The sequence below is a fragment of the Chryseobacterium sp. MFBS3-17 genome (assembly GCF_020687745.1).
GTDB lineage: Bacteria > Bacteroidota > Bacteroidia > Flavobacteriales > Weeksellaceae > Marnyiella.
The window spans coordinates 153,980-173,025 of record NZ_JAJEWK010000006.1 but is presented as its reverse complement, the minus strand read 5'-3'; the positions used below and the strand labels follow the sequence as shown (position 1 = coordinate 173,025).

Sequence of the window (19,046 nt, the reverse complement as noted above, 5' to 3'; positions counted from 1 at the left end):
ATGTTTGAGATGCATGCAATAGTAAGAACAATTTAATTTTTAAAACAAAACGGCAGGAAGCACAGGCAAACTGCTGAACCATAAATATACAATAATGAAATACGCAGAAAATATTCTGGAAACCATCGGCAACACGCCGCTTGTAAAACTGAACAAAGTGTTGGGAGAAGACTTCCCTGCTCTGGTACTGGCCAAAGTAGAAACCTTCAACCCCGGAAATTCCGTAAAAGACCGTATGGCGCTGAAGATGATTGAGGATGCCGAACAAGACGGACGGCTGAAACCGGGCGGGACCATTATAGAAGGAACATCCGGCAACACCGGTATGGGTCTGGCACTGGCCGCTATCGTAAAAGGCTATAAATGTATTTTCGTAACCAACTCCAAGCAGTCCAAAGAAAAATGCGACATCCTGAGAGCTGTGGGCGCCGAAGTAATTGTATGCCCAACTGATGTAAAGCCTACCGACCCGCGCTCCTATTACCAGACCGCAAAACGCCTGACCGAAGAAACACCCAATGCATGGTATGTAAACCAGTATGACAATCTGTCTAACCGCCAGGCACATTACGAACAAACCGCACCTGAAATCTGGGAACAAACCGAAGGAAAACTGACCCATTTCATGGTGGGTGCCGGCACCGGAGGAACCATCACAGGTTGTGGAAAATTCTTTAAAGAAAAAAATCCGGAAATACAGGTAATCGGCGTGGATACTTATGGTTCTATTCTGAAAGAAGTCCATGAAACCGGAGAGGTAAACCTGGAAAATGCCTACACCTACATTACAGAGGGCATCGGCGAAGATATTCTACCGGAAAACTACGACATGGATGTCATTGACCACTTTGAAAAAGTAACCGATAAGGACGGCGCCATCTATGCCCGCAAACTTGCCAAAGAAGAAGGAATATTCTGCGGATATTCGGCCGGAAGTGCCATTTCTGCCCTGGTTCAAATGAAAGATCAGTTTAAAAAGGACGACATCATTATCGTACTGCTGCATGACCACGGTTCCCGGTATGTGGGAAAAATCTATAACGATGAATGGATGGAGGAAATGGGATGGTTGTAAAACCTCTCACTTCATTATCTTTAAAAGGAGTTTCTTCGGAAATTCCTTTTTTTATGGACGTCAGATGCGTGATGAACACAAAAAATCACTGTAACGCTGTACAACTATGCTTCCCCACTGTAAGTTGCCACGCTAAAAAAAAAGCTGCCTTTCTGCGGCAGCTTTCATTCTTGTTTTCAAGTCTTATTTATACGCTTCAATCGCCTGGTTAATAGCGTCTATCTGCATATTTATGGTCGTAGACGACGGGTTGGCTTTCAGCACGGCCATTTTTTTGGCCAGACCATCGCGAAGCATTTGCACAATCATCATTTTGGCCTGCGGATTATCACCCAGCTGGCTTTTTACCTGGGTAAGAATCTGCGTCACATTCTGAGTCGCTTTCAGATGATCCGAATTCATAATCCAGTTGAAACCTTCCTCTGCTACCGCACCCAGCGCAGGATCCTGAAACTTCACAAACGGATAAAATGCAGCAATCTGCGCAATAGCAGGCATCTGTTTTTCAATTTTATTTTTTACAATAACCGGGAGCAACAGATTCAGCAGCTCCTCATCTGCATTCTCGAGCTCTACTTTATCGGCCATTGCAGGAACTTTTGACGGATCGGCCTGTGCCAGACCCAGTAGTGAACTCCCTTTCACCGAATTGGATACCGCATTCATTCCTTTCTCAAATAACGGAATATACTTCTTATCCTTCATTTTGGCCAGTGCCGCAATTGCCGCCGACTGTACCAAAGTTTTCGGGTCTGAAGATGCCAGCTTTTCTACTTCGCTAAGTGTGGCCTTCGCATGATCCTGCCGTGTCAGATCCAGTCCGCTGAGGGCTTTCATCCGGATTCTGAAATGGCTGTCCTTCAAGGCTGCGGTCAGCACTTTCAGCGAGGCAGCATTGCCGGTTTTATCTTCTGCAGCCTTCTCTACAGCACCATAGCGGCTGTAAAACTCTTTAGACTGGCTATATTGGGTGAAAAGCTGCTCGGGCGTTTTCTGATCTGTAAACTCTCCCAGCAACAGTCCATCCGGATTGATATTGATGAATTCCGGATTTTTGCCCGCCGGGAATGTAAAGTAATTTTTATCCTGAGCATTTACCCAGACATTTTTTCTGAGGGGCTTCCCGTTTTCATAAAGATCCATGGCCAGCGGAAACTGAAATTTAGCTCCGGACTGGGTCTGGCTGATGGTGACCGTCACTTCTTTTTTCACCGGTTCATAAGTCGTTGTATAAGACAGTTTCGGATGACCGCTGCCAAAAAACCATTGATTGAAGAACCAGTTCAGATCCTTTCCGGAGACTTTTTCCAGTGAGAGTCTCAGCTGATGTGCTTCGCCGGTTCCGTATTCATTGGTCTTCAGATAATCATGAAGTCCGCCGTAGAAGGCTTCATCTCCCAGGTAGTGCCGCAACATGTGCAAAATAGATCCGCCTTTGTTATAGGAAACCCCATCAAACATATCTTCACGGGAATGATACTGGAAACGCACCAGATCTTTGGAGACATTCAGCGGATCACGAAAATAGGTTTCGCGGGCCCGCATCAGGGTATAATCAGCATGATCTCTCCCATACTTGTGTTCGTTCCACAGGTATTCGGAATAATTGGCAAAAGACTCGTTTACGGTAAGATTGCTCCAGCTTTCAGCAGTCACAATATTGCCAAACCAGTGGTGAAAAGCTTCGTGGGCAATCACATCTTCCCATTTGTTTTCATCAATCAGATCACCGGGTTTCTGCTGTGCCCGTTCCATATGAAGAACCGCTGTGGTATTTTCCATTGCACCACTTACATAATCTCTGGCGGTAATCTGGGCATACTTATTCCACGGATAATCGTATTTCAGAATTTTGGAAAAGAACTCAATCATTTCCGGGGTGTTCCCGAAAATTTCCTTCGCATACGGCTCGTATTCTTTTTCCACATAATAATCCACCGGAATATTTCTCCATTTGTCTTTTACAACAGCATACTCACCCACCCCCATAAAAAAGAGATAAGGGGCGTGTTTTTTGTCCAGCACCCAGTGGTCTGTGCGCAGCCCGCCGGATTCCTTCACTGAAGATTTCAGATAACCGTTGGAAAGCGTGACGTATTTGTCGGGTACCGTCATATAAATTTCCTGTGTGGTTTTCATATTGGGTTTATCGATAGTAGGAAACCATACCGAACTGGATTCCGTTTCTCCCTGAGTCCAGATTTGTGTCGGTTTATCGGGATCTTTTCCCTGAGCATTGATGAAATAGAGGCCTTTGGCATCGGTAATGGCGGCGCTTCCCTCTTGTTTTACTTCATTGGGACGGGCGGTATATTTAATGTACACCGTGTAATCCTGATTGCGGTTATAGGTTTTATCCAGATGAATTTTCAAAATATCACGGGTGTAGTCATATTTCAGGGGAGATTTCAACCCGTTTTTATCCAGGGATACTTCATGAATCAACATCGCTTTGGCGTTCAGCACCAGCGAATCTGTAGGATAAAAATAGGGAGCAGCCGTGAGCCACGCTTCGCCGTTCATCTGCTCTTTCTGATAGTCAAAATTAACCTTCAGTTTGGTATGTTTCAGTTCGGTAGTTTTGGTATGAGACTGCCTGTACACGGTTTCCCTTCCGCTGGTCTCGGTCTGTGCACCGATCTGACCTGTGAAAAGAATGCCCAGTAAACTGATGGAAAGAATGAGTTTCTTCATATTGAGATTGTATTATTAAGCAACTAAATGGAAATTTCAGACTTATTTTTCTTTGGTAAAGAGAAACGACATGCCGGACTGGTTCAGAGTCATTTCCCCTTTTTCCGGTTTGAATACGAGTTCAATTCCGGCGGTATCAAAACCAAATACCGTGGCACTTTTTGCATCCAGCGGAAACTCGTTTTGGCCGGTGGCCTGTGCAAAGAGTTGGCCGTCTTTGGCACGAACCTCTATTTTCAAAGGAATCTGAGCGGACGCATAGACACCGGTAAGTTTCTGCAAATCTTCTTGGCTTACACTGACCGATGTAAAGTCCGGAACAGTGATATCTTGTCCGTAAGCACCGCTGAGTGCAGCGACGGAAATTTTGTTATTATCAAAAATAGATCCGTTGGAGAGCATTACAAATGCAGTTTTGCTGTCCGCAAAGTAGTATAAAGCAGACTGAAACCCGTCGATACCGCCATTGTGTCCGTAGCCGATATGGCCGTTAAAGGGAACCATAAAAAGTCCGTAGCCATAACCGTCAGTCATCTTCATCATGGCTGCCAGTGTTTCAGGTTTCAGCAGTTTACCCTCAAACAAAGCGCCGGCAAATTTCACAAGATCATGGGTACTGGACACCAGAGCTCCTGCTCCTGCAGGAACAGACATATCGGTCTGGCTCTCTTTCGTTAGTGTTCCAGAAAGGCTGTAAGAATGTGCCTCATTTTTTGCAGGGTTAATCTTGCCCCCGTAATAGGTATTGTTAAGTTTCAGCGGTTTGGTAATCTGCTGCTCCAGGATTTTTGCAAAAGGCTTTCCGTGAACTTTTTCCAGGATATAGGTAAGCAGTATGTAGTTGGAATTGCTGTAATCGGTTTTTGTTCCGGGCTCAGAAGCGCTGCCGGATTCCACGATACGGTTTACCATTTCCGCTTCTGTGGCGGGTTTCTGATTCCACATCAGATAATCCGGGCGATTGGTCACATTAAAAATTCCGCTGCGGTGATTCAGGAGTTGTTCGATGGTTATTTTCTCTGAATTTTTCACTTGGGGGAAAAATTTAGAAAGCGGATCGGTCAGGCTGAGTTTCTGATTTTCGGCGGCTTTCAGAACCAATACGGCAGTAAAGGTTTTGCTGATGGAGCCGATGCGGAATTTAGTATCCGGTTTGTTCTTAAGCTGCGTTTCTGCATCAGCAAAGCCAATGGCATTCTGGTAGATGACATTGCCGTCTTTGGCTACAGCCACTGCTCCCATAAATTTCTGATGATCATCCAGTGCCTTCATAAAGGCGTTCATTTTGGTGGTATCAAAAGACTGGGCCGCTGAAAAAATCAGCATAAACAATGCGAGTGCAGAGGTCATTTTCTTCATAACGTAATCTTAAGCTTTCAAAAATAAGTATTAAAAAGCAGATAATCGTTACAGAAAGCAGCAACAAAAGTAGTTTTACACCGCCACCGGCGCTTTGATTCCGGGATGCGGGTCGTAGCCTTCCAGCGTGAAGTCTTCAAAGGTGAAATCAAAGATATTTCTGATATCCGGATTCAGTTTCATTTCCGGAAGCGGACGCGGATCGCGGGCCAGCTGTCTTTCTACCTGCTCGAAATGGTTGTTGTAAATGTGAACATCGCCGAAACTGTGTACATAATCGCCCACTTCCAGATCACAGACCTGGGCTACCATCATCAGCAGTAATGCGTAGCTGGCAATATTAAAAGGAACGCCCAGAAAAACATCGGCGCTGCGCTGGTACAGTTGCAGGGACAATTTTCCACCGGCTACATAAAACTGAAACATCGCATGGCAGGGGGCCAGTGCCATATTGGGAATCTCGGCAGCATTCCAGGCGGAAACAATGAGACGGCGGGAATCCGGATTGGTTTTAATCTGTTCTATTACATCCCTGAACTGATCTACCACCTGATTATCTGCCCCGCGCCAGCTGCGCCATTGTGCGCCGTACACAGGACCCAGATCTCCCCGTTCATCTGCCCACTCATCCCAGATGGACACGCCGTGATCATTGAGATATTTGACATTGGTATCGCCCTTAATGAACCATAAAAGCTCGTGAATAATGGACTTCAGATGCACTTTTTTAGTCGTTACCAGTGGAAATCCCTTGCTGAGATCGAACCGGAGCTGATACCCGAAAATACTTCGTGTACCGGTACCGGTGCGGTCGGTTTTATCTGTTCCGTGGTCTTTGATGTGCTGAAGGAGATCCAAATAGTTTTTCATGAGGGGGCAATTTCTAAATGCAAATTAACGAAAATTAAATGACTGATAAGAGCCGGTGACTGATTCCGTTTACGGAGAACTGATCTCCCTGTTTTTTCCCCAGCATGGCCATTGCCAAAGGACTTTCAGCGGAAATTACAAATATTTTATGCTCCTGAAAACGTATTTCACCTAAAGAGACTGCAATGTAAAACCAGCCTTGTCCGGTTTGTACCAATGTCCCTCTGCCGGCTTCTGCTGAAGGCTTGTCTGTAATTCCTTTCAGGGATTCACACTGCCTCAGTATTTCATTCAGCTGAAGTTGCAGATGATTGATTTCCTGCTGCAGCATTTCACGTCCGGTCTCGTATTTATCGCCCATAGACGACTTCGTATCATTGTTGGACATACGGGTTTCGTGAATGAGTGACTGTAACTTGCCCGCTTTCGCATCTAAATGATTGCGGACGTGATTCAGCAATTCAGATTTATCCATACGGACCATTATTTAGCATATACCGCATAGCCGCCAGGCTGCAGGCTGAACGATTTATCTGCAGAAAAATCCCGTTCCGATTTCGTGAAAATATCTTTAAATGTGCCGGCCACCTGTGCATCGGTAATGTTGAATTGCACAGCCTCTTTAGACATATTGAGGATGGTGAGCACCTCATCTTTGCCATTTTTGCGAAGGTAAATCAGAAGTTGGTCATCTGCAGTCGTCTTTACCAAAAATGTAGTCACCTGCGGATCCCCGCCGCGTAATGCGGAATTGGTGGATTTTAAGTTCAGCAGCGTTTTATAGAAATCATGCAAATCCGTTTTTTCTGTCCACGGAATGGGATCTTTTTCAAAAAATTCCAGTCTTTTATTTTCCAGTGGCAGCTCCTGCCCGTTATAGATAAGAGGCACCCCATTCCAGGTCACCGAAAATACGGCCAGAGATCTGGCATAAATTCCATACTTTTCGTATTCGGTACCGTTCCATGTATTTTCATCATGATTAGAGGTAAACCAGGCACGCATGGACTCATCTCCAATGTCAGAATACCGCTGAAGCAATGACTTAAGGTCTGCCAGTGACGCTTTGCCTTCATTAAAATCCCGGGTTTTGTGCATCCAGTTCCAGATATAGCTGGCATCGAATACTTTGCCGTATTCCGGTTGGTCCAGCTCATCAAACTCACCCAGCCAGAACAAAGGTTTCAGTTCTTCAACCTTCGGACGCGCTTCTTCCCAGAAATCCACTTCTACCCATGCAGCGAGATCGCAGCGGAAACCGTCTATATTGGTCTCCCGGACCCAAAATTTCATGGCATCAATCATGGCCGCACGCATTTTGGGATTGCTGTAATCCAGTTCTATAATATCATCCATGCCCGAGGCGATCTGAAAGTCATTGGTCTCCGGATCTTTCAGATAGAAATCCGGATTGGTTCTGGTCCAGGTATGATCCCAGCCCGTATGATTGGCCACCCAGTCTATGATGACATTAAAGCCCAGTTTGTGAGCCTCGCTCACCAGATGCTTAAAATCTTCCATGGTCCCGAATTCCGGATTGATGCTGGTATAATCCTGCGCGGCATACTGACTTCCCAGTGTCCCTTTTTTATTCTTCTGGGCAATGGGCGTCACCGGCATCAGCCATAGGGTTTCCACGCCCATATCCCGCAAACGCGGCAGGTGGGCCTCAAAAGCACGGAAAGTTCCTTCGGGGGTGTACTGACGGATGTTAACTTCGTAAATATTGGTGGTATGTTTCCAGTCTTCGGGTGATTTCATGGTATTCTTTCTTGAAGGAGAGGTGCACGCTGCCAGAATTCCGAGACCCAGCAAAGCGATAAAAATGCCTTTTTTCATTTTAAAATTTTTACAAACTTAATGATTTGGCTTGAATCCCGGCCATAAAAAAACCCTGAAATTTCAGGGTAAAATTTATAAATCATCGTCGCCGTCATCATAAGCATCATCGGCGTAATCATCAGTTCCGTCATCAAAGTCATCATCTGCATCCAGAAACTCATCATCGTCAAAACCGCCATCAAAAGCAAAATCATCTACCCCATCTGCCATTAGAAGTGTTGCTTTTCTTCCATTGCCGCTGCCACCACTTTTTCCGGGCGCTTTCAGCGGTGCATTGCCAAAGCGGAATACCGTAATGGGATAATTTACAGCCGGTTTATCATCATGAATTTCCACCAGTTCACAGAAAAACTCCCATAAATCCAGGAGTCCGTACTGAAACTGGGAGCGGTCTCCTTCTGCTTCGAAAGCTTCATCAATGTACACATCAGACATAATTTCTCCGTCGCCGTCATCAGACATGTCTTCCAGGGGAACAGATTTTACGATGGTGCCGTCGCTTTCCAGAATATTGAACGCAGACAACTCATCTCCCTGCAAACTGAATGCACTTTTGATTCCCAAATGAAGGTTCCAGAGGGTTTGTTTTCCTTTGATTTCAATATCGCGGAAGATATTGTCTTTGGCGTCTAAAATAACACGGATCTTATAAACCATTTTACTTATTATTGAATGCTGTTAATGGGGTTAAAAATTCCGTACAAAGATAGCAATTGTAAGTATCTTCAAAAATTTTTAAAATCTTTTTTATTAAAAAGTTTTTGCTAAATTGCCCGCCTGGCTTGCATGTTTTTCCAGCATAAAAGAGAAGGTAGTTCCTTCCAGATAGACGCTGTTTACGATAATGGTTTCATTATGAGCTTCCAGAATATGCTTCACAATAGACAGTCCCAGACCGGAGCCACCTTCCCTCCTGCTGCGTGAGGTTTCTACCCGGTAAAAACGTTCGAAAATTCTGGGCAGAACTTCTGCCTTGATGCCCATTCCGTTATCGATGACTTCCACCAGCACTTTCCGGCGAAGCACACTTGTTTTTACGGTGATCTGCGCATGGTCCCGGTTGGAATAATGGATGGCATTGGAAATAAGGTTAATGAGTACCTGCGCTATTTTCTGCACGTCGGCATTCACAAAAAGCATTTGGTGGGTGGTCTGTAACTGCAGTTTTGCACCGCTGCGCTCGGCATCCATTTCCAGCATATCCATAATTTCCCGCACCAGCGCGTTGATGTCGAACCTGGAAATATGGAGGCTGATTTCACCAGTTTCGAACTGATTCAGCATATCCAGATCTTTCACAATATCCAGCAACCGCTCTACCGACTTATCAATGCGTTCCAGATACTTGTCCCGGATGGCCAGATTCTCTACCCCGCCGTCCAGCAGTGTTTCCACATACCCCTGAATGGAAAACAGGGGCGTCTTCAGTTCGTGAGAGATATTGCCAATGTATTCCTTCCGGTAAGTCTCCATGTCCTTCATGGTATCGATTTCTATGGCGTTTTTCTGAGACAGTTCAGAAACAATCTCACCCAGCTGACTGAAGCTCATGGCGCTTTCATCTACCGGCATTACCTCATCCGGCAGCCGTGTACTGATGTGGCGGATCTGTTTTCTTTTGTAATAGCCAAGGAGGTACTCCAGCACGAAATAATTGACCACCAGCATAATGAGTACAGCAAACCCGACAGCAAAATAAAAGGTAAGGGTATTGGTACGCAGATGTTCCTGTGATATGTTAAAAATCATAACCACCAGAATCATCAACACTGTAATGAACAGTGAGGCCAGGAAACTAAGAATCTGAAATTTCAAAGGATGTATTTTCTGTTAATGAAGATATGTCCTTAAACAATGAGTTTGTAACCAATTCCCTTCAGGGTTTGTATGGCGTTAATGCCCAGTTTTTCCCGAAGCCTCCGGATGTGGACATCTATGGTTCTTTCACCCACAATCACATCATTTCCCCAGACTTTCTCCAGAATTTCTTCTCTTTTAAACACTTTGTCAGTATTAGATGCCAGCAGATACAGCAAATCAAATTCTTTCTTGGGGAGCAGGAACGGCTGTCCGTTCTTGGATACTTTAAAATTATCCCGGTCTATAATAAGGTCTCCTATTTCAATCAGTTTGGAACTGTCATTGACCTGAGATGTCAATTGCAGCAAGGCATTTACCTTAGAGATGAGCACTTTCGGCTTGATGACCTTTACAATATAATCATTGCCACCGGCCTGATAGCCTGCAAGCTGGGAAAACTCTTCGCTTCTGGCCGAAAGGAATACAATGAGGGTTTTTTGCAGGGATTTGCTTTGCCTCATTTCCTGGCAGGTTTCTATACCGTCTTTTTCGGGCATCATCACGTCCAGCAAAATCAAATCCGGAATGATTTCCTTTGCCAGTTTAATGCCGTCATTACCGTTATTTGCGGTATGCACTTCATACCCTTCTTTTTCCAAATTGTAGGACAGGATTTCCAGAATATCCTGTTCATCATCAATCAATAAAATTTTCTTACCAGTCATTATCTATATGAATATCCTTTCAAAATTAAGGAAAATTAATGCATTGCACTGCATAGAACAGATTATTTACATAAACTTAATATACGGCGTGATTGGTTCATTTAAAGTTAAAACAAAATTAAAACTCCCGAAACAGCAATTACAGCCAATCTTCCAACCTTTGCACTGAAAGAAATCAAGCAAAGAAAAGTAATGAAAAGAACGAAATTAAGCATTGCCGTGTTGTTTTTAACAGGCTCAACATCAATGTTTTACTCGCAAACCACAGACCAGGACACCATCAAGAAAGAGAAAGTAATAGAAGGTGTGGTTCTGCAGGGAAGTACCAATAAGGGTTCAGAAAGCAACATCATCAGCCTGCAGCGCAGAGCGGTAGAAGTCATAGAACGTGTAGGTTCTGTACAACTGGAAAAACAAGGTGTGGGCGATGTTTCCGTAGCCGTAACCAAGGCCACAGGCGCCCAGAAACAAGAAGGCAGCGGCCAGGTATTCATCCGCGGACTGGGAGACCGCAGCAACTCTACTACCATGAACGGGCTTCCGATTCCGTCTAATGATCCCCTCTTTAAAAATATAGACCTCAGTATCATTAAAACAGATATGATAGACTATGTAGGTCTGGAAAAAGTGTACAACCCTAACCTGTGGGGAGATATGTCCGGAGCCAATGTCAATATTGTATCCAAGGTATATACCGGAAAACCTTATTTCAAAGTAAATCTGGGATCTTCTGTAAATTTCAATGCGTTTCAGAAACCCAATTTCTATCTGCAAAACGGTCCCAACTTTTTAGGATCAAAACAGATTAACAAGCCATCTAATGCAGCCATTGCACAATACGGCTACGCCTTCCCTACCACATGGAGAAATGAAGATGTGAATACGCCCATCAATTCTTCGCTGGGAATAGACTTCGGACGCAGCTTTAACGTTGGTGAGCAGGGAAAACTGAGCTTGTTCGGATTCGGAAGCTTTGACAATGACTATAATTTCGTGGAAGGACCGGTACGTTCGGCAGACAGTGGCGGATCTTTGTTAAAGGACCTTTATGTACAGGAATACTCGTATGATACCAATAGTACAGGATTGCTGAACCTGAACTACCGCATCAACCCAAATCATACGGTAAAGGCCACCACCAATTTCATTCATACTACCGAGCAAAAACTCACCTTCTTTGAAGGCTATGTACGCGATACCAATGAAGACCGAGAAAATGAAACTGCATTTCTGCGCCGGGCAGGTTATAAAACCAATGACCTCTGGATCAACCAGCTGAGCGGCGAACACAGCATTTCTGATCCTTTCACACTGTACTGGAACGCCGGCTACAACAGACTGGACAGCCGCAGACCAGACCGACAGCAGAATATCTCTGTATACAATAACCAGACCGGTATCCACCACTTTGTAGCGAGTAACGCGGGGGCTAACCACAGATATTATGACCAGCTCCTGGAAAATGACTTCGTGGGCGACCTTCACGGAGATTACCAGATCAATGATCAGTTTAAAGTCACCCTTGGCTACCAGGGACGCTATAAAAATTCAGATTTCAAAGCCACACAATACAACTTCCGCGTAAAACTGGCGCAGGGCAACTATTTCGTAACGCCGGATGACTACGGAACATTCTTCAATTATCAGAATTACCAGTCAGGGTCATTCTTTGACATCAGAACCTTCCGCGGTATCGTAGGATCGGATGCCATGGCCCTTAATCCCATGTATTATGAATCTGAAGTAAACAATCATGCGGGATTTGCCAATGTGGACTATAAAGCAGGCGACCGTTTCACGGCTCAGTTGGGTGTGAGATATGATCACCTGAAGCAGAACATTCTCTACGACACCAATATTAAAAGTGGAAAAGTAGAAAAGTCCTATGCCAAAATTCTGCCGGCGCTGAATATGAAATACAGCCTGAATGACCGCCAGAACTTCAGATTTTCCGCATCCAAGACCTATACGACACCGCTGCTGCTGGAACTGGCACCGTTTGAATATGAAGAAGTAGACGAAGCAAGTTTCGGAAACGTGGATCTGAATCCTTCAGACAACTATAATGCAGACCTGAAATGGGAATGGTTCCCGAAAAGGAATGAACTCATCTCCATTACCGCTTTTGGGAAATACATCCAGAATCCTATATCCAGAGTCACCGTGAATTCATCTGCCAATACAGTATCCTTTGTAAACGCAGGCGACTCCGGGGCGATCTATGGTGTGGAAGCAGAAATCAGAAAAGACCTGTATAACGCCGGAAATTCCAGAATCTACACCTTCCTGAACGCCACCTACCTCAATACGAGCCAGAAGCTGGATGCAGACAAAGTCCTGAATGAGAACCCGAACTCCCAGGTATCTGTATCCTTCATTAAATCCGAAGACAAAATGCAGGGCGCATCAGACTTCCTGGCCAACATCAACCTGGGCTGGGAGCAGAAATGGGACCGCAATTCTATAGACTTCGTGATGTCTTATTCCCATATTTCAGATAACATCTACGCACTGGGATATGACAGCAAGGGAAATCTGGTAGATGAAGCCATCAACCTGCTGGATGCGACCTTCCGCTATAAACTGAGCAACGGACTGGGCATTTCCGTAAGCGGTAAAAACCTGCTGAATCCCAGCTTTACCAGAACACAGCAAAACACCAATGGCGATGTCATTGTAAAACAATATAAAAAAGGACTGAATGCCGGACTCGGCTTTTCTTATGAATTTTAACACTAAAATAAATCTAATTAACAATCTAAAAATTGAATTATGAAAAAGAACCAACTGAAAGTATTGGCATTAGCATTAACAGTAGCTACTACAGTTTTCACCGTACAATCTTGCGGAAGTACAGACGACCCGATCATTGAAACACCCAACGGAACTTTTGACCCTGCAAACTTCAAGGGAGACATTACCAACGGAACTACCCTTACATTAGACCCTGCCAAAGTGTATAAACTTACCGGTGCTCTTTCTGTAAAAAACGGCGGTAAACTGATTATTCCTGCAGGAACCAGAATTGAAGCTACAGGCGGAACTTCGGCGTTCATCACCGTAGAACAAGGCGGACAGATCTTTGTAAACGGTACCGCATCTGCACCTGTAGTAATGACAGCTACCAATGCAACTCCGGGAGCATGGGGCGGTTTGGTAATCTGCGGACGTGCACCGATCAACAAAGGAACTACCGCTTCTTCTGAAGTGGGTAATGCTACATATGGTGGAAACATTGTGGATGACAACTCCGGAAAACTGGAATTCCTGAGAGTGGAATATGCCGGTGCCATCTTCACTGCAGACAAAGAATTTAATGGTCTTTCTCTGTTCGGAGTAGGAAACGGAACCGTAATCAACAACGTGGCCCTGGTAAACGGATCTGATGACGGAATTGAATTCTTCGGTGGAACAGTAAACGCTACCAATATTGTATCTGTAGGAAACGAAGATGATGCATTCGACTGGACTGAAGGATGGAACGGAACCGTAAGCGGAATCTATACCAAAAGAAGAGCAGACAATACCGGAAACAGAGGAATTGAAGCTGACAATAATTCCAATGACAACGATGCCAATCCAAGATCCAACCCAACCATCAAGAATGCAACATTCATTGGAGCTACCACAGGTGAAGCAGACGGGATGAAAATCCGCGTAGGATCTCACGGAAACTTTGACAATATCGTACTTTCAGGATGGACTACAGGAATCAACCTGGAGCATGATGCAACCGTAAACTATTTTAACGGTGGTGGAAAAATCAACAATGTAAGATTCATCAATGTGACCAACCAGGCTTCTGCGAAGAATTCTGCAGGCGCTTCTGTAGCTGTGCTTCCGAATACCTTTACAGAAAATGCAGCTGCTACCGGTGCCGGAGAAGGAGTTAGCCTGCCATCTTGGGCAACAGGATGGTCCGGAATCTTCTAACAGAAAACCATATCTTACTTTTATTTATATTAACGAGAGCGCCGGAGAAATCCGGTGCTTTTTTGTAACGATTGTTGATATAGAAATTTCCAATGTTAACTTAATGTGAACAGTTTGTTAATTCAATGTAAATTCATTACATTTGTTCTTATATTCAATATAATTTATTAAACCTTTAACAAACATCACATGAAAAATTCAGCCATAAAAACCCTTGGAGCCCTCGCAGTTATGCTGCTTATGGGACTTACCAACCTCAATGCACAACAGAAAAACCTGATTCAGGAGGTTCAGATTTATCAGAACGATGGCTTTGCAGACCTCAGACAACTGATTGCTGCACAGTTTGACTATACTCAGGATGGTATGGCAGAAGGCATCACTGATAATCTGGTTAAATTTAACGTAAGCAAAGACGGAAAAATAACCAATGTACATGCCGAAGGAAAATGCAAACTCATCCGTGAGGAACTTACCTCCATCCTTACCGGACTGATGTACCGTTTTGATGACGAGCGCGAACTTCCGTACACTTATGTAATGCCCGTAAAAATTGCCATTGCAGCGAGGTAAATACCCGCATACAAACTTTCAACTGTCCGGCAAAACCGGGCGTTTTTTTGTGTTCATCATCACATTTCAGGAATAATCGCATTACATCATGAAATAATAAGCTGCAAGCAAAAAGAAACCCCAAACTTCATTAAGTCCGGGGTTTTATTCATTTTATTTAAGCATAAACAGCCTCATCAGGAATACTCAAACTTACGGACAGCATCCAGTGTTTTGTCCATTTCCGTCTCCGTAATGGCAGCGCTGATGAACCAGGTTTCATAACCGCTAGGCGGCAGGTAGATTCCGTTTTTCAGCAGTTGATGAAAGAAATTGTTGAACAATGAATGGTTCGCCTGCTGAGCCTGATCAAAATCGGAAACTGCGCTGATGTGGAAAAACACACTCATCATAGAACCTTTTCTGTTGATGCGGTGCTGAATGCCTTTTTCATTTAAAATCTTCCCGATTTCGAAATCAAGCGTTTCAGTGGTCTTATTGATTTTCTGAAAGAAATTCGCATCTTCTTTGATGAGTTTCAGCGTTTCCAGTCCGGCGCGCATGGCCAGCGGATTTCCACTGAGGGTACCGGCCTGATATACGGCGCCTTTGGGAGCCAGATGATCCATAATTTCGTTTCGTCCGGCAAACGCACCCACCGGCAGTCCTCCGCCTATTACTTTTCCGTAAGTGACCAGATCTGCCTGTACACCGAAAAGCTCCTGTGCACCGCCAAAAGCAAGCCTGAAACCGGTCATCACCTCATCAAATATCAGCAGTGCACCATTTTCATCACATAATTCACGGAGTTTCTGCAGAAAATGATGTTCCGGCAGCACACAGCCCATATTCCCGGCTACCGGCTCAATGATGACGGCCGCAATCTCGCCGGTGTTATGACGGAATAAATCCTGCACCTGCTCTATATCGTTATAGCGTGCCAGGAGGGTATCCTTGGCAGTTCCTTGCGTGACGCCCGGTGAATTGGGATTTCCAAAAGTGGCCGCACCACTTCCTGCTTTAATCAGAAATGAATCGGAATGTCCGTGGTAGCATCCTTCAAATTTGATGATTTTATCGCGGCGGGTATAACCTCGTGCCAGTCGTATGGAGCTCATGCAGGCTTCTGTACCGGAAGACACCATCCGGATCTGGTCTATATTGGGAACATTCTCTACAATGAATTTTGCAATTTCAGTTTCCAGTTCGGTAGGAGTTCCAAAGGAAAAACCTTTTTCGGCCTGCTTCTGAATCGCTTCCAGCACTGCGGGATGAGTGTGTCCCAAAATGGCCGGTCCCCAGGAGTTAATATAGTCTACATACGTACGGTCATCTTCGTCTGTAAGGTAAGCACCATTTGCAGATTTCATAAATACGGGCACTCCGCCCACAGATTTAAACGCACGAACCGGTGAGTTTACACCACCGGGAATATAGCGCTGCGCTTCCGTAAACAGCGCAGAACTTCTTTGATAGGTCATTGGATTGTAATTTTTTTAGTTTGATTCTCGGGATGGGTGTTTATCTTGGCTTTCGTCCCTGCAGGAAGATCAGATCTCCGGCCTTGGGCTGTTTGCCTTCTTCCATACGGTTTTTGGCGTACAGTTTATCCAGGCGGATCCCGAATTTCTGAGAGATGGAGTGCATATCCTCACCTCTTTCTGCTTTATATGCCGGGATACTTCCTTCATTGCCTTTAGGCTCCAGGAAAATAATGTCATTTTTCTTTACCCGCGCAGTCCGCAGGTCATTCCACTTCTGCAGACGGTTTTCCGGAATTCCATATTTGTCTGCAATCAGTTGCAGCGACATGTCTGCCGGCACCACCAGATATTTAATTCCTCCGTTCGGGTGATTTTTCATCAAAACTGTACTCAGCATATCGGCCCGGGTACCGGACTGTCGGTCATCTTCTTTTCTTTGCTGTGCCACGTAGGCTGCCACATCATTGCGGACTTTTATGGTTTTGCTTTCCGCTTTTCCGGCACGTTCTTTCACCGGATTGGCAGATGCCATAAACTCACGGTCATTTTCCAGTTCCGGGTACTTCTTCATTAGAGCATACCGCACCGTTTTAGAATCCACATGATCGAACTCATACAGCTGGTGTCGCTCTATAAGGGAAATCAGAATATAGGCATAACGGGGATTGGTTGCGTAACCGGCTTTCTTCAGACCGTGCGCCCATCCTTTATAATCCTTGATGTCCAGTTTGAAAAGATTCACGTAATATTTGCGCTCTGCCAGAAACCTGGAGTGATCTTCGTAGCTTTGTCTGGGGTCATCATACACGCGGAAGCATTCATTGGGTGCATCATCATTATGACGCATGGTTTTTCCCGTCCATTCTTCCTTACATTTAATGCCGAAATGGTTTTTACCTTCCCGGGCCAGCCTGCTTTGTCCGCCGCCGGTTTCCAGCAGTCCCTGCGCCAGTTTTATAGAAGCAGGAATTTTATATTTTTCCATTTCCTCTACCGCCAGCGGAGCAAATCTCTGGATATACTGTTCGTCTGTTGACCATGTCTGTGCAAAAAAATTTGATGAAATCATTAATGCAAAAGCATAAAATATCCTGATCATATTTAATTGTTTTTCAACTTTTTACTACTTTTATTTCTTGTCTTTTCTGTTTCCTCAGCAACTCATTTGCGCCTTCTATACCCTGAAGACCGCCGGTATGAAATGCCAGAACGCTGCTGCCATCCGGGAAATAACCACTTTCTATTTGCTTAAAAATTATGGCCATCATTTTCCCAGTGTACACCGGATCCATAAGAATCCCGTATTCTTCATCAAAATCATTGATAAAACGGATAATTTCGTCAGATATTTTACCATAACCTCCAAAAGTGGCATCAATCAGTTCAAAACGGTCTGTGCCAGCAAGACTCTGCACTTTCCTTTCCAGTGACTGATCTGCTACTGTTTTATAACCGATAACCCGCTGCCCGGCCGCTGCAAATTTCGCCAGTCCGGCCACTGTTCCGCCTGTTCCGACAGCGGTGCAAAGATAATCAAATCTTTTCGTTTGCTCATTCAGCATATGTTGCACCCCCTGTACCGCCGCTTCATTAGTGCCTCCTTCGGGAATAATGAGCGCCTCCGGGAACTGCTCTTGCAGCAGAAGGGTCAGCGTTTCCTTATCCCGGTATTCTGCCCGCGTCACAAAGCGGAACTTCATTTCGTTTTCGTGCGCGTACTGCAGCGTGGGATTATGGAACCACCGGTACTCCAGCTCCTCGCCGCGGATGATACCTAATGCTGGAATCCCGGCAAGCCGGCCCAGGGCAGATACAGCAGCAATATGATTGGAATAGGCACCGCCAAAGGTAATCAGCAAAGGATTTTCACGATGCTGAGGCTGGTACTGACTGATGTTGTAGAAGAGTTTCCAGAACTTATTTCCTGAAATTTCGGGGTGAATGAGGTCTTCCCTTTTCATAAAGAGTTTCACAGTTCCCGGCACAGGAATCTGAACGACCGGTATTTCAATTTCCGGAATTCTCATGAGACAAATTTGGGAAAATATTTTTATTAAACACCCGGTTTCGGCCAAAAATTGAATAAAAACTGTGGGATATCAGTGATTTTTACCATGAACACGAATGTTTTCACAATAAAAAGAGATGCTCACTGTGGCTGTTCAACCTATATACTTCCAGAAGCTCCAAAGTTTTCGCTTTTTCAGGTAACTGAGCTCGGTTTCTTTGGCAAATGCTTCGCGCTCAAAAGAAATATACCGGTAGGCCATATAGGAATCCCGTAAGCGGAAAAACCAGTAATAGTACTCAATTACATACCACAGGTAGAAAAAAACCACCAGAAGTTCCAGTTGCTGGCGGAGGTGTATCCGCTCGTGATTGAGCAGAACTTCATTGTCCCGGTCCTGAACTTTCCGCAGAATAATAAAGGGAAAGAGCGTAATGCCCGAAATTTTCGTACTTTTGAGAAGCCATTGCCAGACAATAATCATAGGGCAAAGATAAAATTTTCAGTCATTTGCATTTAACCAATGAACCAAAATAAAATCAAAGAAAATGAGGACTTTTATTATAACGAACAGGGATATAAAGTTTTCACAGAAAAATTCCATCTGAAACGGGGTTATTGCTGCAAAAGCGGATGCAAACACTGCCCGTACGGATATGATAAAAAAACAGACACTTTTATAAAAAACGTTAAAAAATAAAAAG

General features: G+C 44.6%; 17 protein-coding genes. 5 read left to right on the top strand and 12 right to left on the bottom strand.

The window, feature by feature from the left end; translation table 11 throughout:
* Window positions 1–94: 94 nt before the first annotated feature.
* A complete protein-coding gene (locus LKO26_RS04360; protein ID WP_227586623.1) occupies window positions 95–1,075 on the top strand; it encodes a PLP-dependent cysteine synthase family protein in 981 nt (326 codons plus the stop codon).
* A gap of 183 nt (window positions 1,076–1,258) precedes the next feature.
* Here LKO26_RS04360 and LKO26_RS04355 read toward each other — a convergent pair whose 3' ends face one another.
* The 8 genes from LKO26_RS04355 to LKO26_RS04320 all read right to left on the bottom strand — a co-directional run bounded on the left by LKO26_RS04355 (window position 1,259) and on the right by LKO26_RS04320 (window position 10,365).
* Window positions 1,259–3,769 carry a M1 family metallopeptidase gene (locus tag LKO26_RS04355; RefSeq protein WP_227586622.1) on the bottom strand — a complete coding sequence of 837 codons (2,511 nt, stop codon included), beginning with the start codon at window positions 3,767–3,769 and terminating at the stop codon, window positions 1,259–1,261.
* 42 nt (window positions 3,770–3,811) lie between these two features.
* Window positions 3,812–5,128, bottom strand: a complete 1,317-nt coding sequence (locus tag LKO26_RS04350; protein WP_227586621.1) for a serine hydrolase domain-containing protein — start codon at window positions 5,126–5,128, stop codon at window positions 3,812–3,814.
* 75 nt (window positions 5,129–5,203) lie between these two features.
* The gene (locus tag LKO26_RS04345; protein WP_227586620.1) at window positions 5,204–5,998 is read right to left on the bottom strand and encodes a thymidylate synthase; all 795 of its coding nucleotides are present in this window, start codon (window positions 5,996–5,998) and stop codon (window positions 5,204–5,206) included.
* A 34-nt stretch (window positions 5,999–6,032) separates the two neighbouring features.
* Entirely contained in the window at window positions 6,033–6,473 is a 441-nt protein-coding gene (locus tag LKO26_RS04340) for a GreA/GreB family elongation factor (RefSeq protein WP_227586619.1), read from the bottom strand.
* Between the two features lie 8 nt (window positions 6,474–6,481).
* The gene (locus LKO26_RS04335) at window positions 6,482–7,837 is read right to left on the bottom strand and encodes an alpha-amylase family glycosyl hydrolase (protein ID WP_227586618.1); all 1,356 of its coding nucleotides are present in this window, start codon (window positions 7,835–7,837) and stop codon (window positions 6,482–6,484) included.
* Window positions 7,838–7,912: 75 nt separating this feature from the next.
* Window positions 7,913–8,497, bottom strand: a complete 585-nt coding sequence (locus tag LKO26_RS04330; RefSeq protein ID WP_227586617.1) for a plasmid pRiA4b ORF-3 family protein — start codon at window positions 8,495–8,497, stop codon at window positions 7,913–7,915.
* Between the two features lie 93 nt (window positions 8,498–8,590).
* Window positions 8,591–9,655, bottom strand: a complete 1,065-nt coding sequence (locus LKO26_RS04325; protein ID WP_227586616.1) for a sensor histidine kinase — start codon at window positions 9,653–9,655, stop codon at window positions 8,591–8,593.
* Window positions 9,656–9,687: 32 nt separating this feature from the next.
* Complete coding sequence (locus LKO26_RS04320) at window positions 9,688–10,365, bottom strand: response regulator transcription factor (RefSeq protein WP_227586615.1); 678 nt, start codon at window positions 10,363–10,365, stop codon at window positions 9,688–9,690.
* A gap of 192 nt (window positions 10,366–10,557) precedes the next feature.
* Here LKO26_RS04320 and LKO26_RS04315 point away from each other — a divergent pair, with 192 nt between their 5' ends.
* From LKO26_RS04315 to LKO26_RS04305, 3 genes are all read left to right on the top strand, one after another.
* The gene (locus LKO26_RS04315) at window positions 10,558–13,098 is read left to right on the top strand and encodes a TonB-dependent receptor domain-containing protein (protein ID WP_227586614.1); all 2,541 of its coding nucleotides are present in this window, start codon (window positions 10,558–10,560) and stop codon (window positions 13,096–13,098) included.
* Between the two features lie 39 nt (window positions 13,099–13,137).
* The gene (locus LKO26_RS04310) at window positions 13,138–14,298 is read left to right on the top strand and encodes a hypothetical protein (protein ID WP_227586613.1); all 1,161 of its coding nucleotides are present in this window, start codon (window positions 13,138–13,140) and stop codon (window positions 14,296–14,298) included.
* 189 nt (window positions 14,299–14,487) lie between these two features.
* On the top strand, window positions 14,488–14,871 hold the full coding sequence (locus LKO26_RS04305) for a hypothetical protein (RefSeq protein ID WP_227586612.1): 384 nt from the start codon (window positions 14,488–14,490) through the stop codon (window positions 14,869–14,871).
* Between the two features lie 176 nt (window positions 14,872–15,047).
* Here the strand turns inward: LKO26_RS04305 and hemL are convergent, their stop codons facing one another.
* From hemL to LKO26_RS04285, 4 genes are all read right to left on the bottom strand, one after another.
* Window positions 15,048–16,331, bottom strand: a complete 1,284-nt coding sequence (hemL, locus tag LKO26_RS04300) for a glutamate-1-semialdehyde 2,1-aminomutase (protein ID WP_227586611.1) — start codon at window positions 16,329–16,331, stop codon at window positions 15,048–15,050.
* Window positions 16,332–16,371: 40 nt separating this feature from the next.
* Window positions 16,372–17,433: a glucosaminidase domain-containing protein gene (locus LKO26_RS04295; protein ID WP_227586610.1), complete on the bottom strand. Its 1,062-nt coding sequence runs from the start codon at window positions 17,431–17,433 to the stop codon at window positions 16,372–16,374.
* 13 nt (window positions 17,434–17,446) lie between these two features.
* Window positions 17,447–18,361 carry a 1-aminocyclopropane-1-carboxylate deaminase/D-cysteine desulfhydrase gene (locus tag LKO26_RS04290; RefSeq protein WP_227586609.1) on the bottom strand — a complete coding sequence of 305 codons (915 nt, stop codon included), beginning with the start codon at window positions 18,359–18,361 and terminating at the stop codon, window positions 17,447–17,449.
* A gap of 135 nt (window positions 18,362–18,496) precedes the next feature.
* Window positions 18,497–18,826: a hypothetical protein gene (locus LKO26_RS04285; protein WP_227586608.1), complete on the bottom strand. Its 330-nt coding sequence runs from the start codon at window positions 18,824–18,826 to the stop codon at window positions 18,497–18,499.
* A 39-nt stretch (window positions 18,827–18,865) separates the two neighbouring features.
* Between LKO26_RS04285 and LKO26_RS04280 the strand changes: the two genes are divergently transcribed.
* Complete coding sequence (locus tag LKO26_RS04280; RefSeq protein ID WP_227586607.1) at window positions 18,866–19,042, top strand: DUF5522 domain-containing protein; 177 nt, start codon at window positions 18,866–18,868, stop codon at window positions 19,040–19,042.
* The last annotated feature ends 4 nt before the right edge of the window (window positions 19,043–19,046 follow it).